The organism is Lacrimispora amygdalina (assembly GCF_900205965.1).
In the GTDB taxonomy this organism is placed as follows: domain Bacteria; phylum Bacillota; class Clostridia; order Lachnospirales; family Lachnospiraceae; genus Lacrimispora; species Lacrimispora amygdalina_A.
This window is the reverse complement of the sequence record NZ_OAOF01000010.1, coordinates 94,698-113,846: the sequence shown is the minus strand read 5'-3', so window position 1 is coordinate 113,846 and position 19,149 is coordinate 94,698. Positions and strand designations below refer to the sequence as shown.

The 19,149-nt window shown below is 41.9% G+C and carries 16 protein-coding genes; 2 read left to right on the top strand and 14 right to left on the bottom strand.

Going from position 1 to position 19,149, the window contains the following annotated elements; all coding sequences use genetic code 11:
* Window positions 1–88: 88 nt before the first annotated feature.
* The gene (locus CRO04_RS14520) at window positions 89–1,297 is read left to right on the top strand and encodes a helix-turn-helix domain-containing protein (protein ID WP_097004978.1); all 1,209 of its coding nucleotides are present in this window, start codon (window positions 89–91) and stop codon (window positions 1,295–1,297) included.
* On the opposite strand, the gene CRO04_RS14515 is transcribed toward CRO04_RS14520, so the two are convergent.
* The 4 genes from CRO04_RS14515 to CRO04_RS14500 form a co-directional block, all read right to left on the bottom strand.
* Window positions 1,287–1,601, bottom strand: coding sequence for a DUF4491 family protein (locus tag CRO04_RS14515; protein WP_097004977.1), 315 nt, complete (start codon window positions 1,599–1,601; stop codon window positions 1,287–1,289). The genes CRO04_RS14520 and CRO04_RS14515 overlap by 11 nt on opposite strands.
* Before the next feature lie 212 nt (window positions 1,602–1,813).
* Window positions 1,814–2,743 carry a bifunctional helix-turn-helix transcriptional regulator/GNAT family N-acetyltransferase gene (locus CRO04_RS14510; RefSeq protein WP_097004976.1) on the bottom strand — a complete coding sequence of 310 codons (930 nt, stop codon included), beginning with the start codon at window positions 2,741–2,743 and terminating at the stop codon, window positions 1,814–1,816.
* A 207-nt stretch (window positions 2,744–2,950) separates the two neighbouring features.
* Window positions 2,951–3,949: a putative heme d1 biosynthesis radical SAM protein NirJ2 gene (gene nirJ2 / locus CRO04_RS14505; RefSeq protein WP_097004975.1), complete on the bottom strand. Its 999-nt coding sequence runs from the start codon at window positions 3,947–3,949 to the stop codon at window positions 2,951–2,953.
* Window positions 3,950–4,035: 86 nt separating this feature from the next.
* On the bottom strand, window positions 4,036–4,971 hold the full coding sequence (locus CRO04_RS14500; protein ID WP_097004974.1) for a helix-turn-helix transcriptional regulator: 936 nt from the start codon (window positions 4,969–4,971) through the stop codon (window positions 4,036–4,038).
* 167 nt (window positions 4,972–5,138) lie between these two features.
* On the opposite strand from CRO04_RS14500, the gene CRO04_RS14495 reads away from it, so the two are divergent.
* Window positions 5,139–5,732, top strand: coding sequence for a type 1 glutamine amidotransferase family protein (locus tag CRO04_RS14495; protein WP_097004973.1), 594 nt, complete (start codon window positions 5,139–5,141; stop codon window positions 5,730–5,732).
* A 61-nt stretch (window positions 5,733–5,793) separates the two neighbouring features.
* Here the strand turns inward: CRO04_RS14495 and gtfA are convergent, their stop codons facing one another.
* The 10 genes from gtfA to CRO04_RS14445 form a co-directional block, all read right to left on the bottom strand.
* Window positions 5,794–7,233 (bottom strand): sucrose phosphorylase, encoded by a 1,440-nt coding sequence (gtfA, locus tag CRO04_RS14490; protein WP_141400989.1) that lies wholly within the window; start codon window positions 7,231–7,233, stop codon window positions 5,794–5,796.
* A gap of 15 nt (window positions 7,234–7,248) precedes the next feature.
* Window positions 7,249–8,076, bottom strand: a complete 828-nt coding sequence (locus CRO04_RS14485; RefSeq protein ID WP_207654451.1) for a carbohydrate ABC transporter permease — start codon at window positions 8,074–8,076, stop codon at window positions 7,249–7,251.
* Window positions 8,073–8,963, bottom strand: coding sequence for a carbohydrate ABC transporter permease (locus tag CRO04_RS14480; RefSeq protein ID WP_097004971.1), 891 nt, complete (start codon window positions 8,961–8,963; stop codon window positions 8,073–8,075). Before CRO04_RS14480 ends, CRO04_RS14485 begins: the two co-directional genes overlap by 4 nt.
* 20 nt (window positions 8,964–8,983) lie before the next feature.
* Window positions 8,984–10,330 (bottom strand): ABC transporter substrate-binding protein, encoded by a 1,347-nt coding sequence (locus CRO04_RS14475; RefSeq protein ID WP_097004970.1) that lies wholly within the window; start codon window positions 10,328–10,330, stop codon window positions 8,984–8,986.
* A 141-nt stretch (window positions 10,331–10,471) separates the two neighbouring features.
* Window positions 10,472–11,380: a helix-turn-helix transcriptional regulator gene (locus tag CRO04_RS14470; protein ID WP_166432571.1), complete on the bottom strand. Its 909-nt coding sequence runs from the start codon at window positions 11,378–11,380 to the stop codon at window positions 10,472–10,474.
* 200 nt (window positions 11,381–11,580) lie between these two features.
* Window positions 11,581–12,321, bottom strand: coding sequence for a family 1 glycosylhydrolase (locus CRO04_RS14465; RefSeq protein ID WP_097004968.1), 741 nt, complete (start codon window positions 12,319–12,321; stop codon window positions 11,581–11,583).
* A gap of 185 nt (window positions 12,322–12,506) precedes the next feature.
* The gene (locus CRO04_RS14460) at window positions 12,507–14,774 is read right to left on the bottom strand and encodes a glycoside hydrolase family 3 C-terminal domain-containing protein (protein ID WP_097004967.1); all 2,268 of its coding nucleotides are present in this window, start codon (window positions 14,772–14,774) and stop codon (window positions 12,507–12,509) included.
* Between the two features lie 30 nt (window positions 14,775–14,804).
* The gene (locus CRO04_RS14455) at window positions 14,805–17,291 is read right to left on the bottom strand and encodes a beta-mannosidase (RefSeq protein WP_097004966.1); all 2,487 of its coding nucleotides are present in this window, start codon (window positions 17,289–17,291) and stop codon (window positions 14,805–14,807) included.
* 20 nt (window positions 17,292–17,311) lie between these two features.
* Window positions 17,312–18,139: an ABC transporter ATP-binding protein gene (locus CRO04_RS14450; RefSeq protein ID WP_097004965.1), complete on the bottom strand. Its 828-nt coding sequence runs from the start codon at window positions 18,137–18,139 to the stop codon at window positions 17,312–17,314.
* A complete protein-coding gene (locus CRO04_RS14445) occupies window positions 18,132–19,139 on the bottom strand; it encodes an ABC transporter ATP-binding protein (protein WP_166432570.1) in 1,008 nt (335 codons plus the stop codon). The genes CRO04_RS14450 and CRO04_RS14445 overlap by 8 nt, the downstream gene beginning before the upstream one ends.
* Window positions 19,140–19,149 lie beyond the last annotated feature (10 nt).

The window sequence follows — 19,149 nt, the reverse complement described above, 5'->3', positions numbered from 1 at the left end:
TTAGTTGATTTCATTTTAAATTAAGTTATACTGATCTTATATCAATATATACAGTTTTTTATCATGTTTCTCATATAAAGGAGTTTGTATGATTACGAATTATTTCATGAAACATATTTCCTATCATCTTCATACCTTCGTAAAATCCTATACAATGGATAAAAAATGTGTGGAGATCATTTGCGCACGCAAGGACTTTACTGATCTTCCTTTTTTATGTGAGGAAGTCAGAGACACCGTGCTTGAAATACCAGAGGACCGTGTTCCCACACTTACCGCTGTTAACAGCAATATCATATATGCAGCAGTCCCTGTTGAAAATATGATTTATGTGATTGGTCCAGTGGGATTTCATACACAGGTAAACATTAATCGCATCATTCCGGATATTAATATTGACTCCAATTGGAGCGAAAGTCTTAGTATCTGTGATTTTGATGATTTTCTGCAGGATGTTCTCCTCATCTATAACCTGTTCCATGAAGAAATGCTCGAGGCGGGTGACATCATAAAGCAAAACTGTGTGGACTTGCTGACTCAGGAGCATATTCAGAAAAATTTTTCAGAACTTATCTTTAAAAATCATGAGAGCGGCAAAAAGCACAACCCTTATGATCAGGAAATAAGGGAATTTTCCAGCATCGAAAACGGGGATATCCGGCAGCTTGAGCAAAGCTGGGCAGAGGATTATACCGGACAACTGGGCATATTGGCAAAAGACCGGCTGCGAAGTTATAAAAATGTCTGTATCGTCGTTATTACACTGGCAAGCCGGGCTGCCATACGGGGAGGCTTAAGCCCGGAAATTTCTTTTTCTCTCAGTGACATTTTTATTATGAAAATAGAAGAATCCAATGATATCGCCACTCTGCTCCATATTAAAAACAGTGCGGAATACGAGTATGCCAGGCTGGTACAGGAAATAAAAGAACAACAGAAAGGAAATTTAAAGAGAGAAAAAAATCCCCGTATTGAGAAGTGTAAGGATTATATCTTTTCCCATCTTCACGAAAAAATTAATATAGGTGATATGGCCCGGGAACTTCAGATGAACCCCAACTATCTCTCTGATTTATTTAAAAAATGGGAAGGTATTTCTATTACAGACTACATCAGAAATGAAAAAATTAAACTGGCTGAAAATCTTTTAATTTATTCCAAATATCATTATATCGAGATATCAGCCTATCTGGGTTTTTCCTCACAAAGTCACTTGGGAAAGCAGTTTAAGGAAGTTACAGGTATGACATTAAAGCAATACAGAGACTGCTATGGTGTAAAAGAATTTAAAGCTTGACTGTAATATAATTCAGACTTCTGCCAATTTTATTAAATATTGGAAACCATCCCTTTTCCACCCGTTTCTTCTGCTCAAAAATCTCTTTTATACTCCACAAAAGTGAACAGCCAAGTACTGCTGACAGTGACCGTTCCGTTGGGGAAGGTGACACAAGAGAGATTGCCATGCACAAAAGTCCGAATATCAGAAACACCGGCCATATTTTAACAGTGAAATAATACTCTGCCTTAATCACAACCGGATGCAAAAGCCCTATAATAAGAAACGTCCCTACGCCAATGATTATCCCATCATAATTCATTTAATACCTCTTCTTAATTGCATTTGTAACATTGTATTAAAAAAATTATAAGTTTATACTGATAAATTCTCGAATGAAGCACATGCGTATTACCGGTTGGATGGAGTTTTCCGCCAGAGTCTTCCTCTGAAACACACTCCGTATAGAAAATAGTATAAGACTGGCGATAAAAGCTGCAGAAACCTGGCATCCGGTTTCTGCAGCTCTTACAATTATATCTTCATTTCGAATTCAAGCCCCAGCAAATCATCCCTCCAAGCCCGATTCTCCTTTTCTGACGTCTTTATAAATCCCGCCTTCGTATACATTCCGATTGCTCTTGTTAAGTCATTGGTAGTCTCTAAGTATACCTTCTCAAAGCCTTTTTCTCTGGCAAAAGACATAGCCAGCTCAAAAAGATCTTTCCCAAGTCCGATTCCCCGGTAGTTTGGGTGCAGGAGAAACCATCGAAGCTGTGCCCTCTTTCCGTGACCGACGATACCGATACATCCCACGATTTCTCCCTCATGCTCTGCACACCAGAGTCTGTCTTTTTCCGGATTATACTGAACCAGGAACTGATAAAAGGATTCTGCCACATATCCCTCAAATGCCACGGAATAATCATATTCCTTTTTATAAATCCAGCCGTGTAAATAAGTGAGGTAGCCTGCATCTCCAGGTCTTACATCGTCACGTATGGTAATATCACTGCGCCTGATATTTTTTCCTTCTGTTAATATGGTTTCAATGGAAGTCATGTTCCGTGCCAGCATCTTAATCTCTTCCTCAGGAAGGGCCTTTACCAGCTTTTCAATCTGATGATCGGACCGGTCATTAAACTGATCCTGGTTTTCCTTTCCTAACGGCGTTACGGTAAGGTATAAAGATCGTTTATCTTCTGCTGACTGCTTTTTTTCAATCAATCCAGATTTCTCAAACTTTTTTAATATCCGGCTTAAGTATCCCACATCCATGGAAAGAGTATCTGCCAGCATACTGGCGGTACATTGCTCTGTTTTTTCTATTTCATGCAGGATCCGCACTTCGGAAAGAGAATACGGGCTGTCCAGAAAATGCTGGTTAAGCAATCCAAGTACATTCGTGTAATATCGGTTGAAACTACGGATTATTCCTATATATTTCTTTAAGTAACTCTGCATGGCTTGGCCTCCTGCTGTATATGATATTTATATCTTATCATATTAATTGCTTTAGTCAAGTATTTTATTTGCTTTTATCAACTATCTACCTGTGTCAATGTCAATTCACTTCTCAAGAGCGCAACAACATGCTGTGGATTTTTCACCCGGATTTCCTGCCCTAATACATCCGTAAATTGATAATACCCAATCTGACTTTCTGTTTTATTATCCCTCCTTCCACTTCTTTCCAAACGCGCAGTAACTGTCCTCCGCCATATAGTCACCGTCATGATAATACCCGGCTCTCGCCCTGCATCCACCACATTCCTCCTTGTAAACGCAGATACTACAGGCACCTTTATACTCCCTGCCTCTTAACTTTTCAAACACACTGCTTTCAGACCAGATTTTATCAAATGATTCCTTTCGGACATCTCCCGCAATTTCTGTCATATATGCACAAGGTCTGACTAATCCCTCCGGAGTTATCACACAATAAGACAAGCCGGCAAGGCAGCCCTTTTTAAAACGGCTCGTAACCCCCAGTTCCTTTGCCACACGGACAAACTGGGGTGCACAAGTAGGTTTTATATCGATGGGTACATTTTTCTGTTTCTCCATAATGTTTTTTAATAATGCTTCATATTCCATGACCTTCAACGATGTGTCTTCCAGGAATTTCCCTCTTCCCACCGGAATGAGAAAAAATATGTAGTCAGCCACAGCTCCCGCCTTTACACTGAAATCAATGATATCGTTTACTTCAGCCTGATTCCAGTCCAGAACTGTGGTATGGATCTGAAACGGCAGTCCCACTTTTTTGCAGTTTTCAATTCCTTCCATGGTTAAGCGGAATGCATCGGAGCAGCCTCGGAAATCATTATGCTTTTCTTCATCTAAACTATCCACGCTGATTCCCATGGCTGCAGCGCCGCTGTCTTTTAACTTTCTCGCCGTTTCTTCCGTCAAAAGTGTCCCATTGGTTCCAAAGACCGGCCTTAGTCCGGCTTTTGCGGCATGAGATACCAAATGATAAATATCGGGCCGCATCAGTGGCTCTCCCCCACTGAAAATCATGATTTTAAAGCCTGCCTTTGCGATTTCTCCAATCATTTTTTCCGCTTCTGCTGTTGTCAGTTCTTTTGTTTTTCTGCTTCCGGCATCCTGGTAACAATGCCTGCATTTTAAATTACACTCGTTGGTTGTCAGCCACGATACAATCATGGATGTACTCCTTTCGTTTTATGCGCCTTTTGCAGTTTCAAAAAAGTACATCCTATCTATATGCTGAAAAACTGTGGCATAGAAGCTTATGAAGATTGATAAAATCCACAGATCTCTGAAGAAAGCCGTCTCATCTTTTCCCGCATTTCCTCCGGCTCCAGACATACACATCTGGTACCCATGCCAAGCAGATAGCCACAGGCAAGATCGTCCACAGGCATATATAGTTCTGCTATATAATGATCCGGACCGTCCGGAGTCAGACAGTCTTCCCCGAAACGCGTTATAACTAAATCCCTTACTCCTTCCTGAATCCTTAGCTTTACCCTTGTCAGAGAATTTTCTCTGGTCTGTATCTCATCCAACCGTTCGATGGGGAAATCCCGGATTTCAAATCGCTGATCTGATATTAAAAGGTCGCTCATCCTTAACAGTTTAAAAGTACGAAAATCCATGCGTGACAGGCAATATCCCTGAAGATACCACGCCTCTCCCTTCCACAAAAGACGATAGGGTTCTACTTCTCTGCTGCTTTTTTTATTTCTGATATCCCGGTATTGGAATGTGAGAAGTCTCTGCTGATCTAACGCTTCCTGTATCAGTTCTACTGTGTAAAACAGATTCCCGGCATTGAACCATGGTAATGCATCTATTTTCATCTGATTTGCACGATATTCCCACTCCTTATGATGTTCTTTGGGAATCATGCCCTTTACTTTTGCCAGCACCGCCATGGTCTGTTCCCCAGGCAGATTATTTTTAATACTGGATAATCCCATCAGTAGTGCGGTTATATCGTTTGCAGAGAAAATTCGTTTTTCTACTTTGAATTCTTTCATGATTTCTATGCTGCCACCCGGACCTGAGGTGGCAAAGACCGGAATTCCTGCCTGATTAATCACCTCCAAATCCCTGTATATTGTCCGCATGGAAACCTCAAACATCTCTGCCAGAAATTTTGCGGTTACTTTCTCCCGCTCTAAAAGAATCATGATAATTGCAATTAGCCTGTCTATTTTCATCTCATCACTTCCATTTTTTAGATCAGCTTAAATCATTGACATACAGATGTCAACAATTGAGTGTTATAATTTAGAAAATTGGTTCTGGCAACGAGAAATAATGAGGGTGTCTCTGCCCGAACCGTTAATGTTTTTACTTACCAGGGGTAAAAGAACAGGAGAACAATATGAAAAAGAATGTGTTATTTGTAATTATGGAAAGATTTGCAGATTGGGAAGCTGCCTATTTATCTTCCGCAATCCGGACATTTGATGCGGATCAATATGATGTAAAGACTGTTTCCTTAGAAAAGAAGGCAATAGAATCCATTGGCGGATTCCGGGTTATCCCCGATTATGATATACATGATATGCCAGTGGATTATGAGGCTCTCATCCTCATCGGCGGAACCTCATGGAGGGGTGAATCAGCGCAGCAGATCCGGCCGCTGGCAGAAAGCTGTTTTCATGATGGAAGAATTTTAGCCGGCATCTGTGATGCTTCCGCATTCCTGGGTACTATAGGTCTGTTAAATAACGTCAGACATACCAGCAATGACTGCGATAATTTAAAACAGTGGGCTAAAGATGCTTATACAGGTGAAAAAAACTATATCGTAGAGCCGGCGGTAAGAGATGAAAAAATCGTTACTGCAAATGGAGCTTCGCCTTTGGAATTTGCAAGAGAGGTTCTCATTGCATTAAATATTGCCCCCAAAAACGATATTATTAATTGGTATAATTTTCATAAGTACGGCATTTATAAGGGGAATATAAACTAAGTAAAGCCCAGGGTATTTCCCCGGACCTTACATGTCTGGGGAAATATACCCCAAATTATAATTACAGCTTAAGCCTATGAATCGTTCCCTGTTTCATATAACAAATAGAAAAATCCAAAACTGCAAAATTACAGATCAGCTCCGCCCACTCATCATTTCCAGTCCTTCTCATAACCAGAATTCCCTCTGAAGGCGCAATAACCTCCAGATCTCCGTCAAATGCTCCAAATGAATTTCGAAATTGCATCAGGGATTTTAGTTTCTTTACGACGTCTTTTTCAGCGCAGGCTCTGATCTCTTCCACCGTATAATTATGACGGTTAATTGCTCTGTGATCTTCTGACTGCTGCAAAGCTGCGTAATCATTTTCCCCAGCCAGCATTCCTACATAATATACCTGTGGAATTCCCGGTGCAAAGAACTGTACCGCGCGGGCAAGCAGATATGCCTGATCATTTTCATGAAGTGCTGAAAAGTAGGTTGTGTAAAGCTGATATGCCTTTTTAAATCGTTTCTTTTCCGGATTCAGCGGTTTAAACTGATAGCTTAAGCGGTCTTCGATCCGCTCAATTAATGCAGCTGCTTCCTCTTCGTTAACCCAGTCATAGGCATCATAAACACCAATCCCATCATGAGTATCCAAAACTGTAAATTGTGTACGGGGAGCCACCTTAAGCCAGCCTGCCAGCTTTTTTGTATCCCCTGTATAGATGGCATGAAGCATCAGGAACGGGAGTACAAAATCATAGCTCCAGACGTGATGTTCTTCCAGTTTCTTAGCTGTCTCCCATGTATCATGAATTTCCGGCAGAAGCCATGCTCTGTCTCCTGCCATCCCAGTAATTTCTTCAATCACGTTCCAGATATCAGGTTCCACCATAAAACAGCTTGTTTCTCTTTTTTTCACCACATAACCCAGTGCATCAAGGCGGATAATACTGATGCCATTTAATGCAAGACGATTGAAATTCTCTCTCAGATATTGCTTTGCTGTCTCTGTCCGAAGATCCAGATCTATCTGCTCATTAGTAAAGGTGCACCAGAGTTTCACGGTCTTGCCATCTTCCCGGACAAAGCTTTGATACGGTTCTCCATCCTTTCGCCGGTAGAGAAGGTTTATGTCCCGTTTATCCGGTCTTCCCTCTCCCCAGAACTTTTCATAATCAAGAAACATATCAGCAAATAGGGAAGCCTCGCCTTTTTCAAGATAGTCCAGGAATTCTTTACTCCTTTTAGAAACATGATTTACCATCACATCACACATCAGATAATAATTTTCCGACAGCATTTTAATGTCGTTCCAGTCTCCAAAAGCAGGTTCCACACATTCATAGGTAATTGGGGAAAATCCCCGGTCTCCGCTGGAAGGGAAAAATGGGAGAATATGTATCCCTCCTACGGCATCTTTAAAATAATCATTTAATACTCTGTTTAATGTACGGAGATTTCCTCCAATGCTGTCCGGATAAGTAATCAGCATTATTTTGTTCGATATATTCAAGTCGGCTTACCTCCATTATTTAATAGCCCCATCCATCACTCCTGTCACAATCTGCTTCTGAAGGAACAGATAAATCACAACAACCGGGAGAACGCTTAATATTAATGCAGCCATTGCCAGCCCCAGTTCCGCTGTATATTCACCAAAGAAATAGAATGTGGAAAGCGGAATTGTCCTGTTATTATCCTTGATGAGGACTAAGGAAGGAAGAAGGAAATCATTCCAGATCCATAATATATTTACAATCAGTATGGTAGTCGTAATTGGCTTTAAATTCGGAAACACTATTTTCCAGAAACAGTAAAAATGGGAGCAGCCATCAATCAGTGCCGCTTCTTCCATCTCTTTGGATATTCCCTTCATAAAGCCATGATACATAAACGTAGTCATAGGCATACCAAAGCCCATGTAGAAAAATATCAGTGCCGTCCGGCTGTTCATCATTCCCAGCTTGCCGAAAATGCTGACAAATGGTATCATCAATGACTGAAATGGTATAATCATTGCACAGATTAATATTGTAAATATTATTTTATTTGCTTTAAAATCCCAGCGGACCAGCATATAAGAAAGCATTGCGCCAAAAACAATCAGCACGATCTGAGAAAAGCCTGTGATATAAGCAGTATTAAAAAGTACAGTTCCAAATTTCATCGTCGCCCAGGCTTTTGTAAAATTGGCCAGTGACAGCGCATGAGGAAGGGACATGGGATTTTTTATAATATCGATTCTCGGTTTTAATGCATTGATCAGTACAAGAAAGAACGGTAAAAGCATAAAAACCAAAAACAGTAATGCAAACAGCTGTTTTATCAGGGAGTTGATTCTTTTTTGTGTCATCATATTGCATCAACCTCCTTCTTCTTTAATGCTGCCACCTGGGCAACCGCAATAACAGCGACCAGTAAAAACAGTAAAAATGCCTTTGCCTGGCCAGGACCCATATTCTGGTTTAAAAAAGCTTCATTGTACACATGCATGGAAATCAGCTCTGTGGTATTATAAGGTCCTCCTTTTGTCAGAGAGAGATTCACATCATAAACCATGAATGCTTTTCTTAAGGTGAGAAACAGCGTGATGGTAAATGCCGGCACCATCATTGGTATTTTTATTTTCTGAAGCATCTGAAGCGGACTTGCTCCATCCATTCGTGCCGCTTCAAGCAGACTTTTATCAATTCCCACGAATCCCGCAATGTAAATTAACATCATATAACCAGCATTCTGCCAGACACCTACTACGATCAGGGCCCATAAAGCTGCATGAGGTTCTGTCAGCCAGCTGATTTCAAAAAATGGGATACCTGTCTTCATTCCAAAATATACAAATACCCTGGAAAAAATAAACTGCCAGATATATCCTAAAATTACGCCGCCGATCAGATTAGGAGTAAAATACCCCGCCCTGTAAAAATTCTGTCCTTTCATACCGCTGGTTACCAGCATACCGAATAAAAAAGCAGATGTATTTGTTAATATCATAACAAAAAAAACATAATAAAACGTTTTACCCAGAGACCCCCAGAATGCGGGGTCCCTGACTGCTGAAATATAATTTCCGATTCCAATAAACTCAATTTTGCCGTCTATGGAACCATTCCAATTCGTAAGTGATAAAAACAGACCGGAAAAGAAAGGGATGAGTACTACGATACCAAAAACCAACAATGGGATTAACCCAAATGTAGCAAATACCTGAAAACTTTTTAAAATTGATTTTTCTTTATACATAATATCTCCCGTATCCTCTTTTATTTATTGGAGAATTCCAGCCATTTTTCCTGAAACTGACTTGCAACATCGGCTCTAGTAATCTTGCCGGCCAGATACTGCTGCATGGTTGCACCAAACTGATTCATGACACCAGCCGGGAAATAATCACTCATTCTCTCCAGTGTATCTCCCTGCTCCATATAAGAAACAATCTGCTTTGCTACCGGATTCGTGGGCTGAATACCAAAGCCTTCGAAAATCGGTACAAACATAAGAGTATTGACATAGGAATCCTGACCTTCTTCAGAAGCGATCAGCCAGTTAAAGAAATCAATGGCTGCAGCCTGCTGCTCTGGTTTTGACTGTTTTGCATCAATGGCAAACATGGAGTAAGACAATACAATTTCATTATTTCCCACAGTTGATTCGTCATCTCCCATTGGATATGGCATCAGGCCAACCTCAGCATCCGGGTTGATATCAACGATGTTTGGATAAATATAATTTCCAATGGGCCAGAAAGCAACTTCATCACTTGCCATCATCAGCTGGTCATCCTCATAAGCATTGGCAAGAGGTGATTTTGCATACTTGTTATATTTCATGAGAAGGTCAAACGTATCCATCCAGTTGTTAAACACCTCACTGTCTGCAAAATCATATTCTCCCTTGCGGCATGCCTCTATAACAGCCTGCCTCTCATCATAGTTCTTGCTTACAGAACCATATAATACGGAAGTTAAATGAGAACCTAACAGCCAGTCCTTATTGGTGATCTGTACCGGTGCGTACTTTGTCTTTGAAATCTCTTCCAGAAGTTTTGCAAAATCACTTCTTGTCTTGATGGCGGAAGGATCAAACTCTTTTCCAGTGGCATCCTCAATCACCTTTTTGTTATACATGATGCCGATGCCTTCTGCTGTAGTAGGAATTGCAAGAACTTTTCCGTCTGATTTTGTCTTATCCTGTGCCCAGCTGTAAACTTTTTTTGCAAAATCTGTATCCGTGATATCTAAAAAATTATCTTTGAACGATGTGAATTCCGGTCCTCCTACCATTGTGATCGTAGGTGCATTCCCTGATGCATACAGGGAAGTAAGTTTTTCATATATGGTCTGCCCTGAAAGTGGAATTGCTGTAATCGTCACATTGGGATGAGACTGGGTATATCGATTGAATGTTTCTTCAAACTGAGGAACAATTTCCGGTTTTGTCACAAGAAAACTGATCTCCACTTTTTCCCCGCTGCCTTTGCTGTCGTTTGTCTGTTCTGCTGCTTTCGTTTCTTCCTGTTTTGCAGGAGCAGTCTCTTTGGCAGCTCCGGAACAGGCTGTCAATGATGCTGCCATGACACCCGCCAATAAAAAACTAATAACCTTTTTCATAAATAATCCTCCTTCTCATTGTATATATTGCCATTTTTCTTTGAGATCTAACACCATCTCTTGTATAAATTATAGCATTATAAATTGAGAATAAATAACGAAAACTGGCGTGAACATTGCAAATGTTGACAATTTATGTATTTAATGTCTCTTATTAATCTGGTCACGATCCACCGCCAGCTGTATTGTACTATTATGGTTTTGAATCATATAATTCTTATAATCTCTTGGGGACATTTGATATGTAGATTTAAATGCTCTGAAAAAATTAGAATAATCATCAAAACCGCTTAGTTTATAGATATCCTGTATTCTTGCTCCTTCCATCAGATGATTCCTCGCTATAATCAGACGACGTTTTTTGCAATAATCCATAACGGTCATCCGCGTATGTTTTTTAAATTTTCTCATCAGGTGATATTTATTCATAAAAAAATGATTTGCAATCATATCCAGAGTGATAGGTTCCATGTAATGCTGGTCAATATAATCCATAATAGAATGAATCATCTCGTCATTTTCAAAAGTGGTTTCTTCAACCGAGTGAAAATTCTGACTGTAACGGCAAAGAAGCAAAAGCAGCTGCCTTAAATAACTCTCCAAAAGACTGGCGCTGGCGAAATCGGTGCCCTCGCTCTCCTTGCACATTTTTCTGAAAATGGATTCAATCTCTTTACTCTGCTGTCCGGGAAGCCGGAATACCTCTGCCCTGCTCTCTCTTCCTATCATCTGATTATATTCAATTTCCCCCCCCAGCAATGTTTCAATATAATTATATTCCAGCCACAAAACAAACCGGCGATACGGTTTTGTCATGTCTTTTATTACTGCCCGGTGTAAACGCTGATTGTTGATTAAAACAATATCGCCATGCTTCAGTGTATAGATTCGGCTGTCAATGATATAATCGCAGTCTCCTTCCGCATGATAATATATTTCAAGGAAATCATGGTAATGGAGAGGATGATCCACTGAGGGAATATTATCCTTATAAAATACTTCGTAATTGGGTGAATCCATATTATCTTTGGTATACAATGTGTTTTCCATAACAATCTCCGTTCTTCCACACCGCATTACGAACCTGTATTTTTTAAACGTTCGTAACGGATTAAGCTGACAATTTTATTACATTATCAGCATACCAAATCATATTATACAATTCAATGATAACCAGAATATTCAAGGAAGAACCTAAAAATAAGCGTTTGGATGTCCATTAAGAACAACCAACGCTTATTTTCAGTTTATCAGAGCACTTCACCGTTTGATTGTATTACCTGCTTATACCAGAAGAAAGAGTCTTTTCTTATTCTCTTTAAACTTCCATTTCCCTCATCATCCTGGTCTACATAGATCATTCCATAACGTTTGCTCATTTGAGAAGTTCCGCAGCTGATTAAGTCAATGCAGCCCCAGGATGTATATCCCATGAGTTCCACTCCGTCGCATACCGCTTCTTTCATCTGTCTGATATGCTCACGCATATATTCAATCCGGTAAGGGTCATGCACAGCTTCATCTGCCTCCAGAGTATCCACCGCCCCTAATCCATTTTCAACTACAAACAGTGGTATCTGATACCTGTCCCATAATTTGTTTAACGTAATTCTTAATCCAATCGGATCAATAGGCCAGCCCCAATCCGTTAATCTGATATACGGATTCTTAATTTTAGATACCAGATGGCCAGAAAGTTCCTTTGCATTCGGACCTCCCTTTGTTACATAGGTCATGTAATAACTGAAAGAAATAAAGTCAGCGGTATTTTCCTTTATTATTTCGAAATCTTCAGGCAGAGTTTCAAGCTCAATTCCATTTTCTTCAAAATACCGTCTCATATAAGCCGGATATTCTCCCCGTACCTGTACATCAGGATAAAACAGGTTGATATGGTCCTCCTTAAGCGCCTGAAGCTGATCCTCAGGATTGCAGGATTGTGCATATGTCTCCAGCCGGCATATCATGCAGCCGATTTTCGCCCAGGGCATGATCTTCCTTAATCTAATGCAATCACTGTATCCATAATCATTTCACTTGTGTTGTATTTTAATACAGCATAAGGCATTGATACGCAACTGTCAACAATTAGGATAAACGCTCGAAAACAAGGACTTACAATAAAAGACGGGCGCAAATACAGCCCGTCTTTTTCTAAAAATATATTATTGCATTTCTATCTCTTATTATTAAGCCGGTCTACCAGTTCCTGCATTTCTTTAAAAGAACTTACTTGAGGAGCAAAGCTTAATATCTGGCGAAGTGGCATATATTGGAACATGGCATCATCCATCTGCTGTGTAATTGCCGACTTTGCAGCCTCTCCTTCTGAATTTCCCAGTGCACTTCCTTTTTTATAACGTTCAAGCAGAGGTTTAATTATGTCTGCTGCATCTGGATCTGTTAAAATATCCCCTATAATACTGTTTAGATTGTAAACTACAGGTTCTTTCACCGTAGATTCTACCTTAACAGCTATCTTCTGGCGAAGATCTCTGGAAGAAGAGGCGGCATGTATCAGATAGGTGCCCGTTTCTGCAAACCAGTCTTTCATCCCCACATGGTAGTAGGAAAATGCCCGTTTACCAAGTGTAAAGGATACTGTCTTTGTCTCTCCCGGCTCCAACTCAATCTTTGCAAATTCACGCAGTTCTCTCACTGGACGGATTGCCTGGCTTTCCTGTGCTTCCACATAAATCTGCACCACCTCTTTTCCCTTAACCTTACCTGTGTTGGTAACATCAAGAGAAACCGTCACTGTATCGTTATCTGTCATCACCAGTTTATCTGCTTTCATATTGCTGTATTCAAAGGTTGTATAACTTAATCCATAACCAAAGGGGAATAACACTTCCATATTCTTTTTATCGTAATACCGGTATCCTACAAATACTCCTTCCCGGTATTCTGTTACATCCTTTTCTCCTCCATAATAAAGATAAGACGGATTATCTTCCAGCTTACGTGGAAACGTCTCTGCCAGTTTTCCGCTTGGGTTTACATGACCATATAAAATGTCCACGATTGCACCGCCGACCGCCTGACCGCCTAAATAAGCTTCCAATACTCCTTTTACTTTATCAATCCATGGCATCTCCACAGGTGAACCATTGTGAAGCACCACTACTGTATTGGGCTGGACAGCAGCCACCCCCTCAATTAAGGCATTCTGACATTCCGGCATAGCCATATGGGCTCTGTCATACCCCTCTGACTCAAAGGAATCAGGAAGTCCGGCAAATATAACAGCTGTTTTTACTTTCTTTGCCGCTTCCACAGCTTCTTCTAATAGAGTGCTATTGACCCGATCTGAATCTATCTCATATCCCTGGGCATAAATTACCCTCTTGTCTCTGGCCGCCTCCACTGCAGACTCCACTCTCGTAGAGTTAATGTGGGAACTGCCGCCTCCCTGGTATCTGGGATGAGCTGCGAAATAACCAATAAATGCCACTTCATTGGAGTCCGTAAGGGGAAGAATCTCCTGATTTTTTAAGAGAACTGCGCACTCTCCCTCCATCTTTCTCGCCAGCTCATGATGAGCCTCCTTATCCCATATTGTATCTGACTTCCGGTTCTTTAAATAGCGGTCTGCTATCGTCAGAATTCTGGCTGCTGCCTGATCAAGAACCTCCTCTTTGAGCCTTCCCTCTCTCACAGCCTCCACTAAAACCGCATCATTGATTCCGCCTGATGAGGGCATCTCTAAATCAAGGCCTGCCTGGGCTCCTGCAACGCGATCATTGACCGCTCCCCAGTCACTCATAACATAACCGTCAAAGCCCCACTCTTCTCTCAGTATATCCGTCAGATAGCGTCTGTTTTCCGACGCGTAGGTTCCGTTTATTTTATTGTAAGAGCACATCACAGTCCAGGGCTTTGCTGATTCTACCGCGCCTTCAAATGCAGCCAGGTAGATCTCCCTCAATGTTCTTTCATCTATAACAGAATCTGAGGTCATACGCCTGTGCTCCTGATTATTGGCAAGGAAATGCTTTAAGCTGGTTCCTACCTGCTTACTCTGTACTCCCTTTATATGGCTTCCTGCCATTTGGGCAGCAAGATATGGATCCTCAGAAAAATATTCAAAGTTTCTGCCGCACAGAGGGGACCGCTTGATATTTACTGCAGGTCCCAGAATGACACTGACATTCTCCGCCTGACATTCTTCTCCCAGCGCCTCACCAAGGCTTGTAAGCAGTTCCCGGTCAAAGGATGATGCGGTTGCACATGCGGTAGGAAAGCAGACTGCCTTTATGCTGTCATTCACGCCTAAGTGATCGCTTTTCTCATCCTGCTTTCGTAATCCATGAGGGCCATCGCTCACCATAGTTGCCGGAATACCCAGGCGTTCCACGGTCTTTGTATGCCAGAAATCTGCTCCCGAACATAATCCCGCCTTTTCTTCCAGTGTCATTTCCCCAATCAATTTTTTAATATCCATTTTTCCTATCCCTTCTATTCAGATTAACGATTATCTGATGTTATAAACGCTTCTCACAGTTAATTCCTCCGGCAGTCCTTTCAAAATCCTTATTCTCCTTTCCCCAGGATTCATATCGAAGTAATTATCACTCAAAAGAAGATCGTCCTTTTTGTTGCGGATCTCCACTGATCTGGCATAAGCCTTTGCAGTTACCACCAGACTATCCCCTTCTGAACGGACAGTCAGTTCCGGATCAATAAAACGATAGTGTTTGGGCGGACAGAACAAAACAGTTCCACTGGACACGATTTTCCCGTCCTGCTCCAGGCTGAAACTTACATAATCCTCATAAAGACTTGCTTCCTGCAGGGAAACCTTTTCAAACCACAGAGAAGAAAGCTTTGGAAGCATGTATTCCTCCTGGCTGTGCTTCACTACTTCACCGGTGTTTTTTCTCAGCTCCCATACTGCTGTCACTCTTTCATCTTTACGGCTCTCATTAGATGCACAGAGGCGTATGGATTTCATCACCTCATACGGCTGCGCATTGGGATTTGGATCCTGGGTAAGGATGCCTTCCTCCTCGCAGGATAACAAAAGAGGTGCAAAAAACCGTTTTTCATAGTAATGAAGTGCTTTCCATCTTCCGCAGTAGTCAATGGAGGACCAGGAAGCAACCGGCCAGCAGTCATTGAGCTGCCACACAATAGCTCCCATACAGCGGCCTCTGTTTCTTCGAAAGTGCTCCACTCCATAGCGGATGGCCTCTGCCTGCAGCAGCTGGGAGGCATAAAGCAGCGTATCAAAATCCCCCGGATAGAGAAAGGTCTGTTCCATATAATTCATAATCTTCCCATTAGCCGTGGAATTGCGCTGATGCTTCTCCATGACATAGGAAAATATATTTCTGTCCTCTTCCTCCGTAAATGTTTCCACTGTCTTTAAGGACGGAAATGACTGAAATCCAAATTCAGACACATAACGGAAATAAAATTTGCGATACTCCGTAATGGGCTTGTTTCCATGCCATACATCCCAATAATGAACATCTCCCCTGTTTTCATCGTTTGGATTGTCAAAGCTACCTCCGGATGAGGGACTGGCCGGCCAGTAAAAGGTCTGGGGATCCTCCTCCTTTAATATCTTTGGAATGATATATTCATACAGCTTGATATAATCGGCTTTCTGCCTGGGTGTACTCTCCCATATCCCCGCATCTGTAAACATCTCCATCTCATTGTTGCCGCACCAGAGCCCAAGACTGGGGTGATGCCGGATTCTACGGATATTATCAATGACCTCCCTTCGGACATTCTCCTCAAATTCCTCCGTTAAGTCATAATTCGCGCAGGCAAACATAAAATCCTGCCATACCACCAGACCCAGCTCATCACAAATATCCCAAAACGAATCATAGGGATAATGACCACCTCCCCAGACACGTATTACATTAAAATTCGCTTCCTTGCACTGGTTTAGTAAATCTCTGGTCCTCGTCTCACTGCATCTGCTTAAAATACAATCCTCCGGGATATAGTCTGCCCCCATGGCAAAAAAGGTAATTCCATTCACTTCATGGGCAAAGGATTCACCAAACTTATCTTTTGATCTGCGTACCGTAAGAGTCCGAAGACCGATTCTCTTTTCCCAGGAATCAATCTCCTCATCCCCGTTGAAAAGCTGAACCAGGACCGAATAAAGATTTTGTTCTCCATATCCATTGGGCCACCATAGCTTCGGGTTTTCAATGAGAATCTCTTCTGTTTTACCCCGAAATATCCGGACTGTCCTGCTGCTTTCATCTGTAAGATCTGTAACCGTAATACGAAGAGCATAGCCCTCTTCCTTAAGCTCCATGTCATACTTTTCCCAATCAATCAGGCTGTTATCTCTGATTTGGTCCAAAAAAACCTTAAACCCCAGATATACCCCTTCCTGCTCATGGCGCTGCGTAACAGAAACGCTGTTTAAACGGGCACCTGTTACACCGATTAAGTAAATTTCTCTCCAGATCCCGGCATCCGGAAGTCTGGGACCCCAGTCCCAGCCAAACATACAGTGCGCTTTTCTCAGCCTGGAAAATCCCCGCATGGCATCCTCAGAACCACCGATTTTTTCCTTCTTGTATTCTTCCTCTATGTATCTGGTCGGAGAATGAAAGATGATCCGTAGCTCGTTCCCATTCTGCCTTATCACATCTGTTACATCAAACTCCCATTCCCGGTGCATGTTATTGACGCTGCCAAGAATGGTGTTATTTAAGTATACATCCGCCAGAGTGTCTAGTCCATTAAAGTGCAGGTAGATTTTTTCCTGATTAAGAACCGCCTCATCCCCGTCAAACACGCCCACGTATTCAAAATCTTCCTTCATAACCTCCAGAGCTTTTAATTCATTATCTCTCCAGTAAGGATCTTCCATCACCCCATTAGCCAGAAGATCTCCATATACGCTGCCCGGTACTGTTGCCGGATACCATTGCTCTTCTGATGCAATGCGCATTACAAAAGTTTTATCTATTTCCCTTTTTATCATCCATTCTCCTTTACTCAGAATCAGACCGTCGATAAATCCCATTCCTCATGTATTTTGGGTACATCGTTAATAAGCCTTTTTGTATAGGCTGCTTTAGGATTTAAAATTACTGACTCTGCAGTACCTGATTCCACAAATTTTCCATGCTCCATGATGTAGATGGAATCTGAAATATAAAAAGCAAGCCCAATATCATGAGTGATAAAAATAATCGTCATATTGATCTCATCCCTCAGTTTTAAAAGCATATCCAGTATAGTAGCCCTGGAACATGCATCAATCATGGAAGTGGGCTCATCTGCCAGCAATATTGCCGGCTTCAGAAGAAAAATCCTGGCGATCATCAGTCTCTGCATCTGACCTCCGGAAAGCTCAAAGGGGTATTTGTTGGTCAGCTCTTCAAATTTGAGGTTTACAAAGCTGCAGGCTTCCGTCATCATCTCCACTTTCTTTTCATACGGAAGCCTTCCTCCCCCTCTCATTTTAATACAGTCCAAAAGAACCTGATCTATTTTATAAAAGACATTAAAGGAAGAAAACGGATCCTGAAAAATCGCCTGGATCCCCTTCCAGTACTCTTTTTTCTTTCTATATCCTTTGATATCCCGGGGCTTTCCCTGAAAACAAATCTCCCCTTCCGTGACACTGATGAGTCCGAGGAGCATTTTTGACAGGGTGGTTTTCCCGGAACCGCTCTCTCCCACAATGGATACAATCTCCCCCTCCTGAAACTGAAAATCTACGTGGTCCACCGCAACCGTTTTTTCCTTACCCATTCCAAAGATCTTAGTGACACCGGAGCCGCTCAGACAGGAAAGGTTCTGTTCTTGCTTCTTTTCATCATTCATCCTTGCAGACCTCCCTTAATTCCTTTTCTTCCAGATAACAGCGGAACATCCGTCCATTTTCCAGATGGCTCTCCGCTATCTGATGAAGCATGCAGGCAGGCTTTGCGTAGCGGCAGCGGTCCGCAAAACGGCAGCCTTTCGGCGGTTTTTTTAAGTTAGGCGGAGTGCCTGGTATGGCAGTGAGCTTCGCCCCTCTTACCCCCTCTTCCGGTACCAGAATGGAGCCCATTAAGCCTCTGGAATATGGATGAAGAGGATCAAAAACCATCTCTCTGGCAGTTCCGTGCTCCACGATCTGTCCGGCATACATCACCATGATCTCGTCCGTAACATTGTAAAGAAGAGGAAGCTCATGGGTGATGAATATCATGGATTTAATAAAACCCTTTTCCATTAAGCTTCGAAGCATTTTAATTACCATCTTCTGAGAAGTCACATCAAGGGCTGAAGAGGGCTCATCGGCAATCAGCACTTTCGGTGATAATATGGTGGATATGGCTATGACTGTCCTCTGTCTCATGCCCCCGGACAGTTCCACTGCATGCTTGTTTAAAACACTCTCCGGAAGGCCCAGAACTTCAAACCGCTGTCTCGCAAGGTCATAGATGTCTTTTCTGGCGATTCCGGAATCATGCGCCCGGACTACGTCCTCAATAAAGGAGATAATCTTCTGTGTTGGATTCAGGGCATTCATGGCTGCCTGGGGGATATAGGCGATTTCATTCCCAAGGACTTTCTTGCGGATCTCATCCGGCTTCATGGCAGTTATATTCACCCCGTCCACTTTTATGGTTCCGCTCTGGTAATGAAGAGGTGCAAAGTAATACCCCATCAGACTCAGTGCCAGTGTGGACTTTCCGCATCCTGATTCCCCTGCAATTCCAAGTGATTTTCCTTCTTCTATTTTAAGTGATATCCCGTCAACTGCAAAGATATTTTCTCCGAATCTAGTTATATATTTTGTTTTTAAATGATCCACTTCCAGCATTGTCTTTCCCACTTTTTATCCC

Coding starts and splice junctions, on each gene's coding strand:
- CRO04_RS14520 (WP_097004978.1), top strand. CDS start 89: ATGATTACGAATTATTTCATGAAACATATTTCCTATCATCTTCATACC.
- CRO04_RS14515 (WP_097004977.1), bottom strand. CDS start 1,601: ATGAATTATGATGGGATAATCATTGGCGTAGGGACGTTTCTTATTATA.
- CRO04_RS14510 (WP_097004976.1), bottom strand. CDS start 2,743: ATGCAGAGTTACTTAAAGAAATATATAGGAATAATCCGTAGTTTCAAC.
- nirJ2 (WP_097004975.1), bottom strand. CDS start 3,949: ATGATTGTATCGTGGCTGACAACCAACGAGTGTAATTTAAAATGCAGG.
- CRO04_RS14500 (WP_097004974.1), bottom strand. CDS start 4,971: ATGAAAATAGACAGGCTAATTGCAATTATCATGATTCTTTTAGAGCGG.
- CRO04_RS14495 (WP_097004973.1), top strand. CDS start 5,139: ATGAAAAAGAATGTGTTATTTGTAATTATGGAAAGATTTGCAGATTGG.
- CRO04_RS14485 (WP_207654451.1), bottom strand. CDS start 8,076: ATGATGACACAAAAAAGAATCAACTCCCTGATAAAACAGCTGTTTGCA.
- CRO04_RS14480 (WP_097004971.1), bottom strand. CDS start 8,963: ATGTATAAAGAAAAATCAATTTTAAAAAGTTTTCAGGTATTTGCTACA.
- CRO04_RS14475 (WP_097004970.1), bottom strand. CDS start 10,330: ATGAAAAAGGTTATTAGTTTTTTATTGGCGGGTGTCATGGCAGCATCA.
- CRO04_RS14470 (WP_166432571.1), bottom strand. CDS start 11,380: ATGGAAAACACATTGTATACCAAAGATAATATGGATTCACCCAATTAC.
- CRO04_RS14465 (WP_097004968.1), bottom strand. CDS start 12,321: ATGCCCTGGGCGAAAATCGGCTGCATGATATGCCGGCTGGAGACATAT.
- CRO04_RS14460 (WP_097004967.1), bottom strand. CDS start 14,774: ATGGATATTAAAAAATTGATTGGGGAAATGACACTGGAAGAAAAGGCG.
- CRO04_RS14455 (WP_097004966.1), bottom strand. CDS start 17,291: ATGATAAAAAGGGAAATAGATAAAACTTTTGTAATGCGCATTGCATCA.
- CRO04_RS14450 (WP_097004965.1), bottom strand. CDS start 18,139: ATGAATGATGAAAAGAAGCAAGAACAGAACCTTTCCTGTCTGAGCGGC.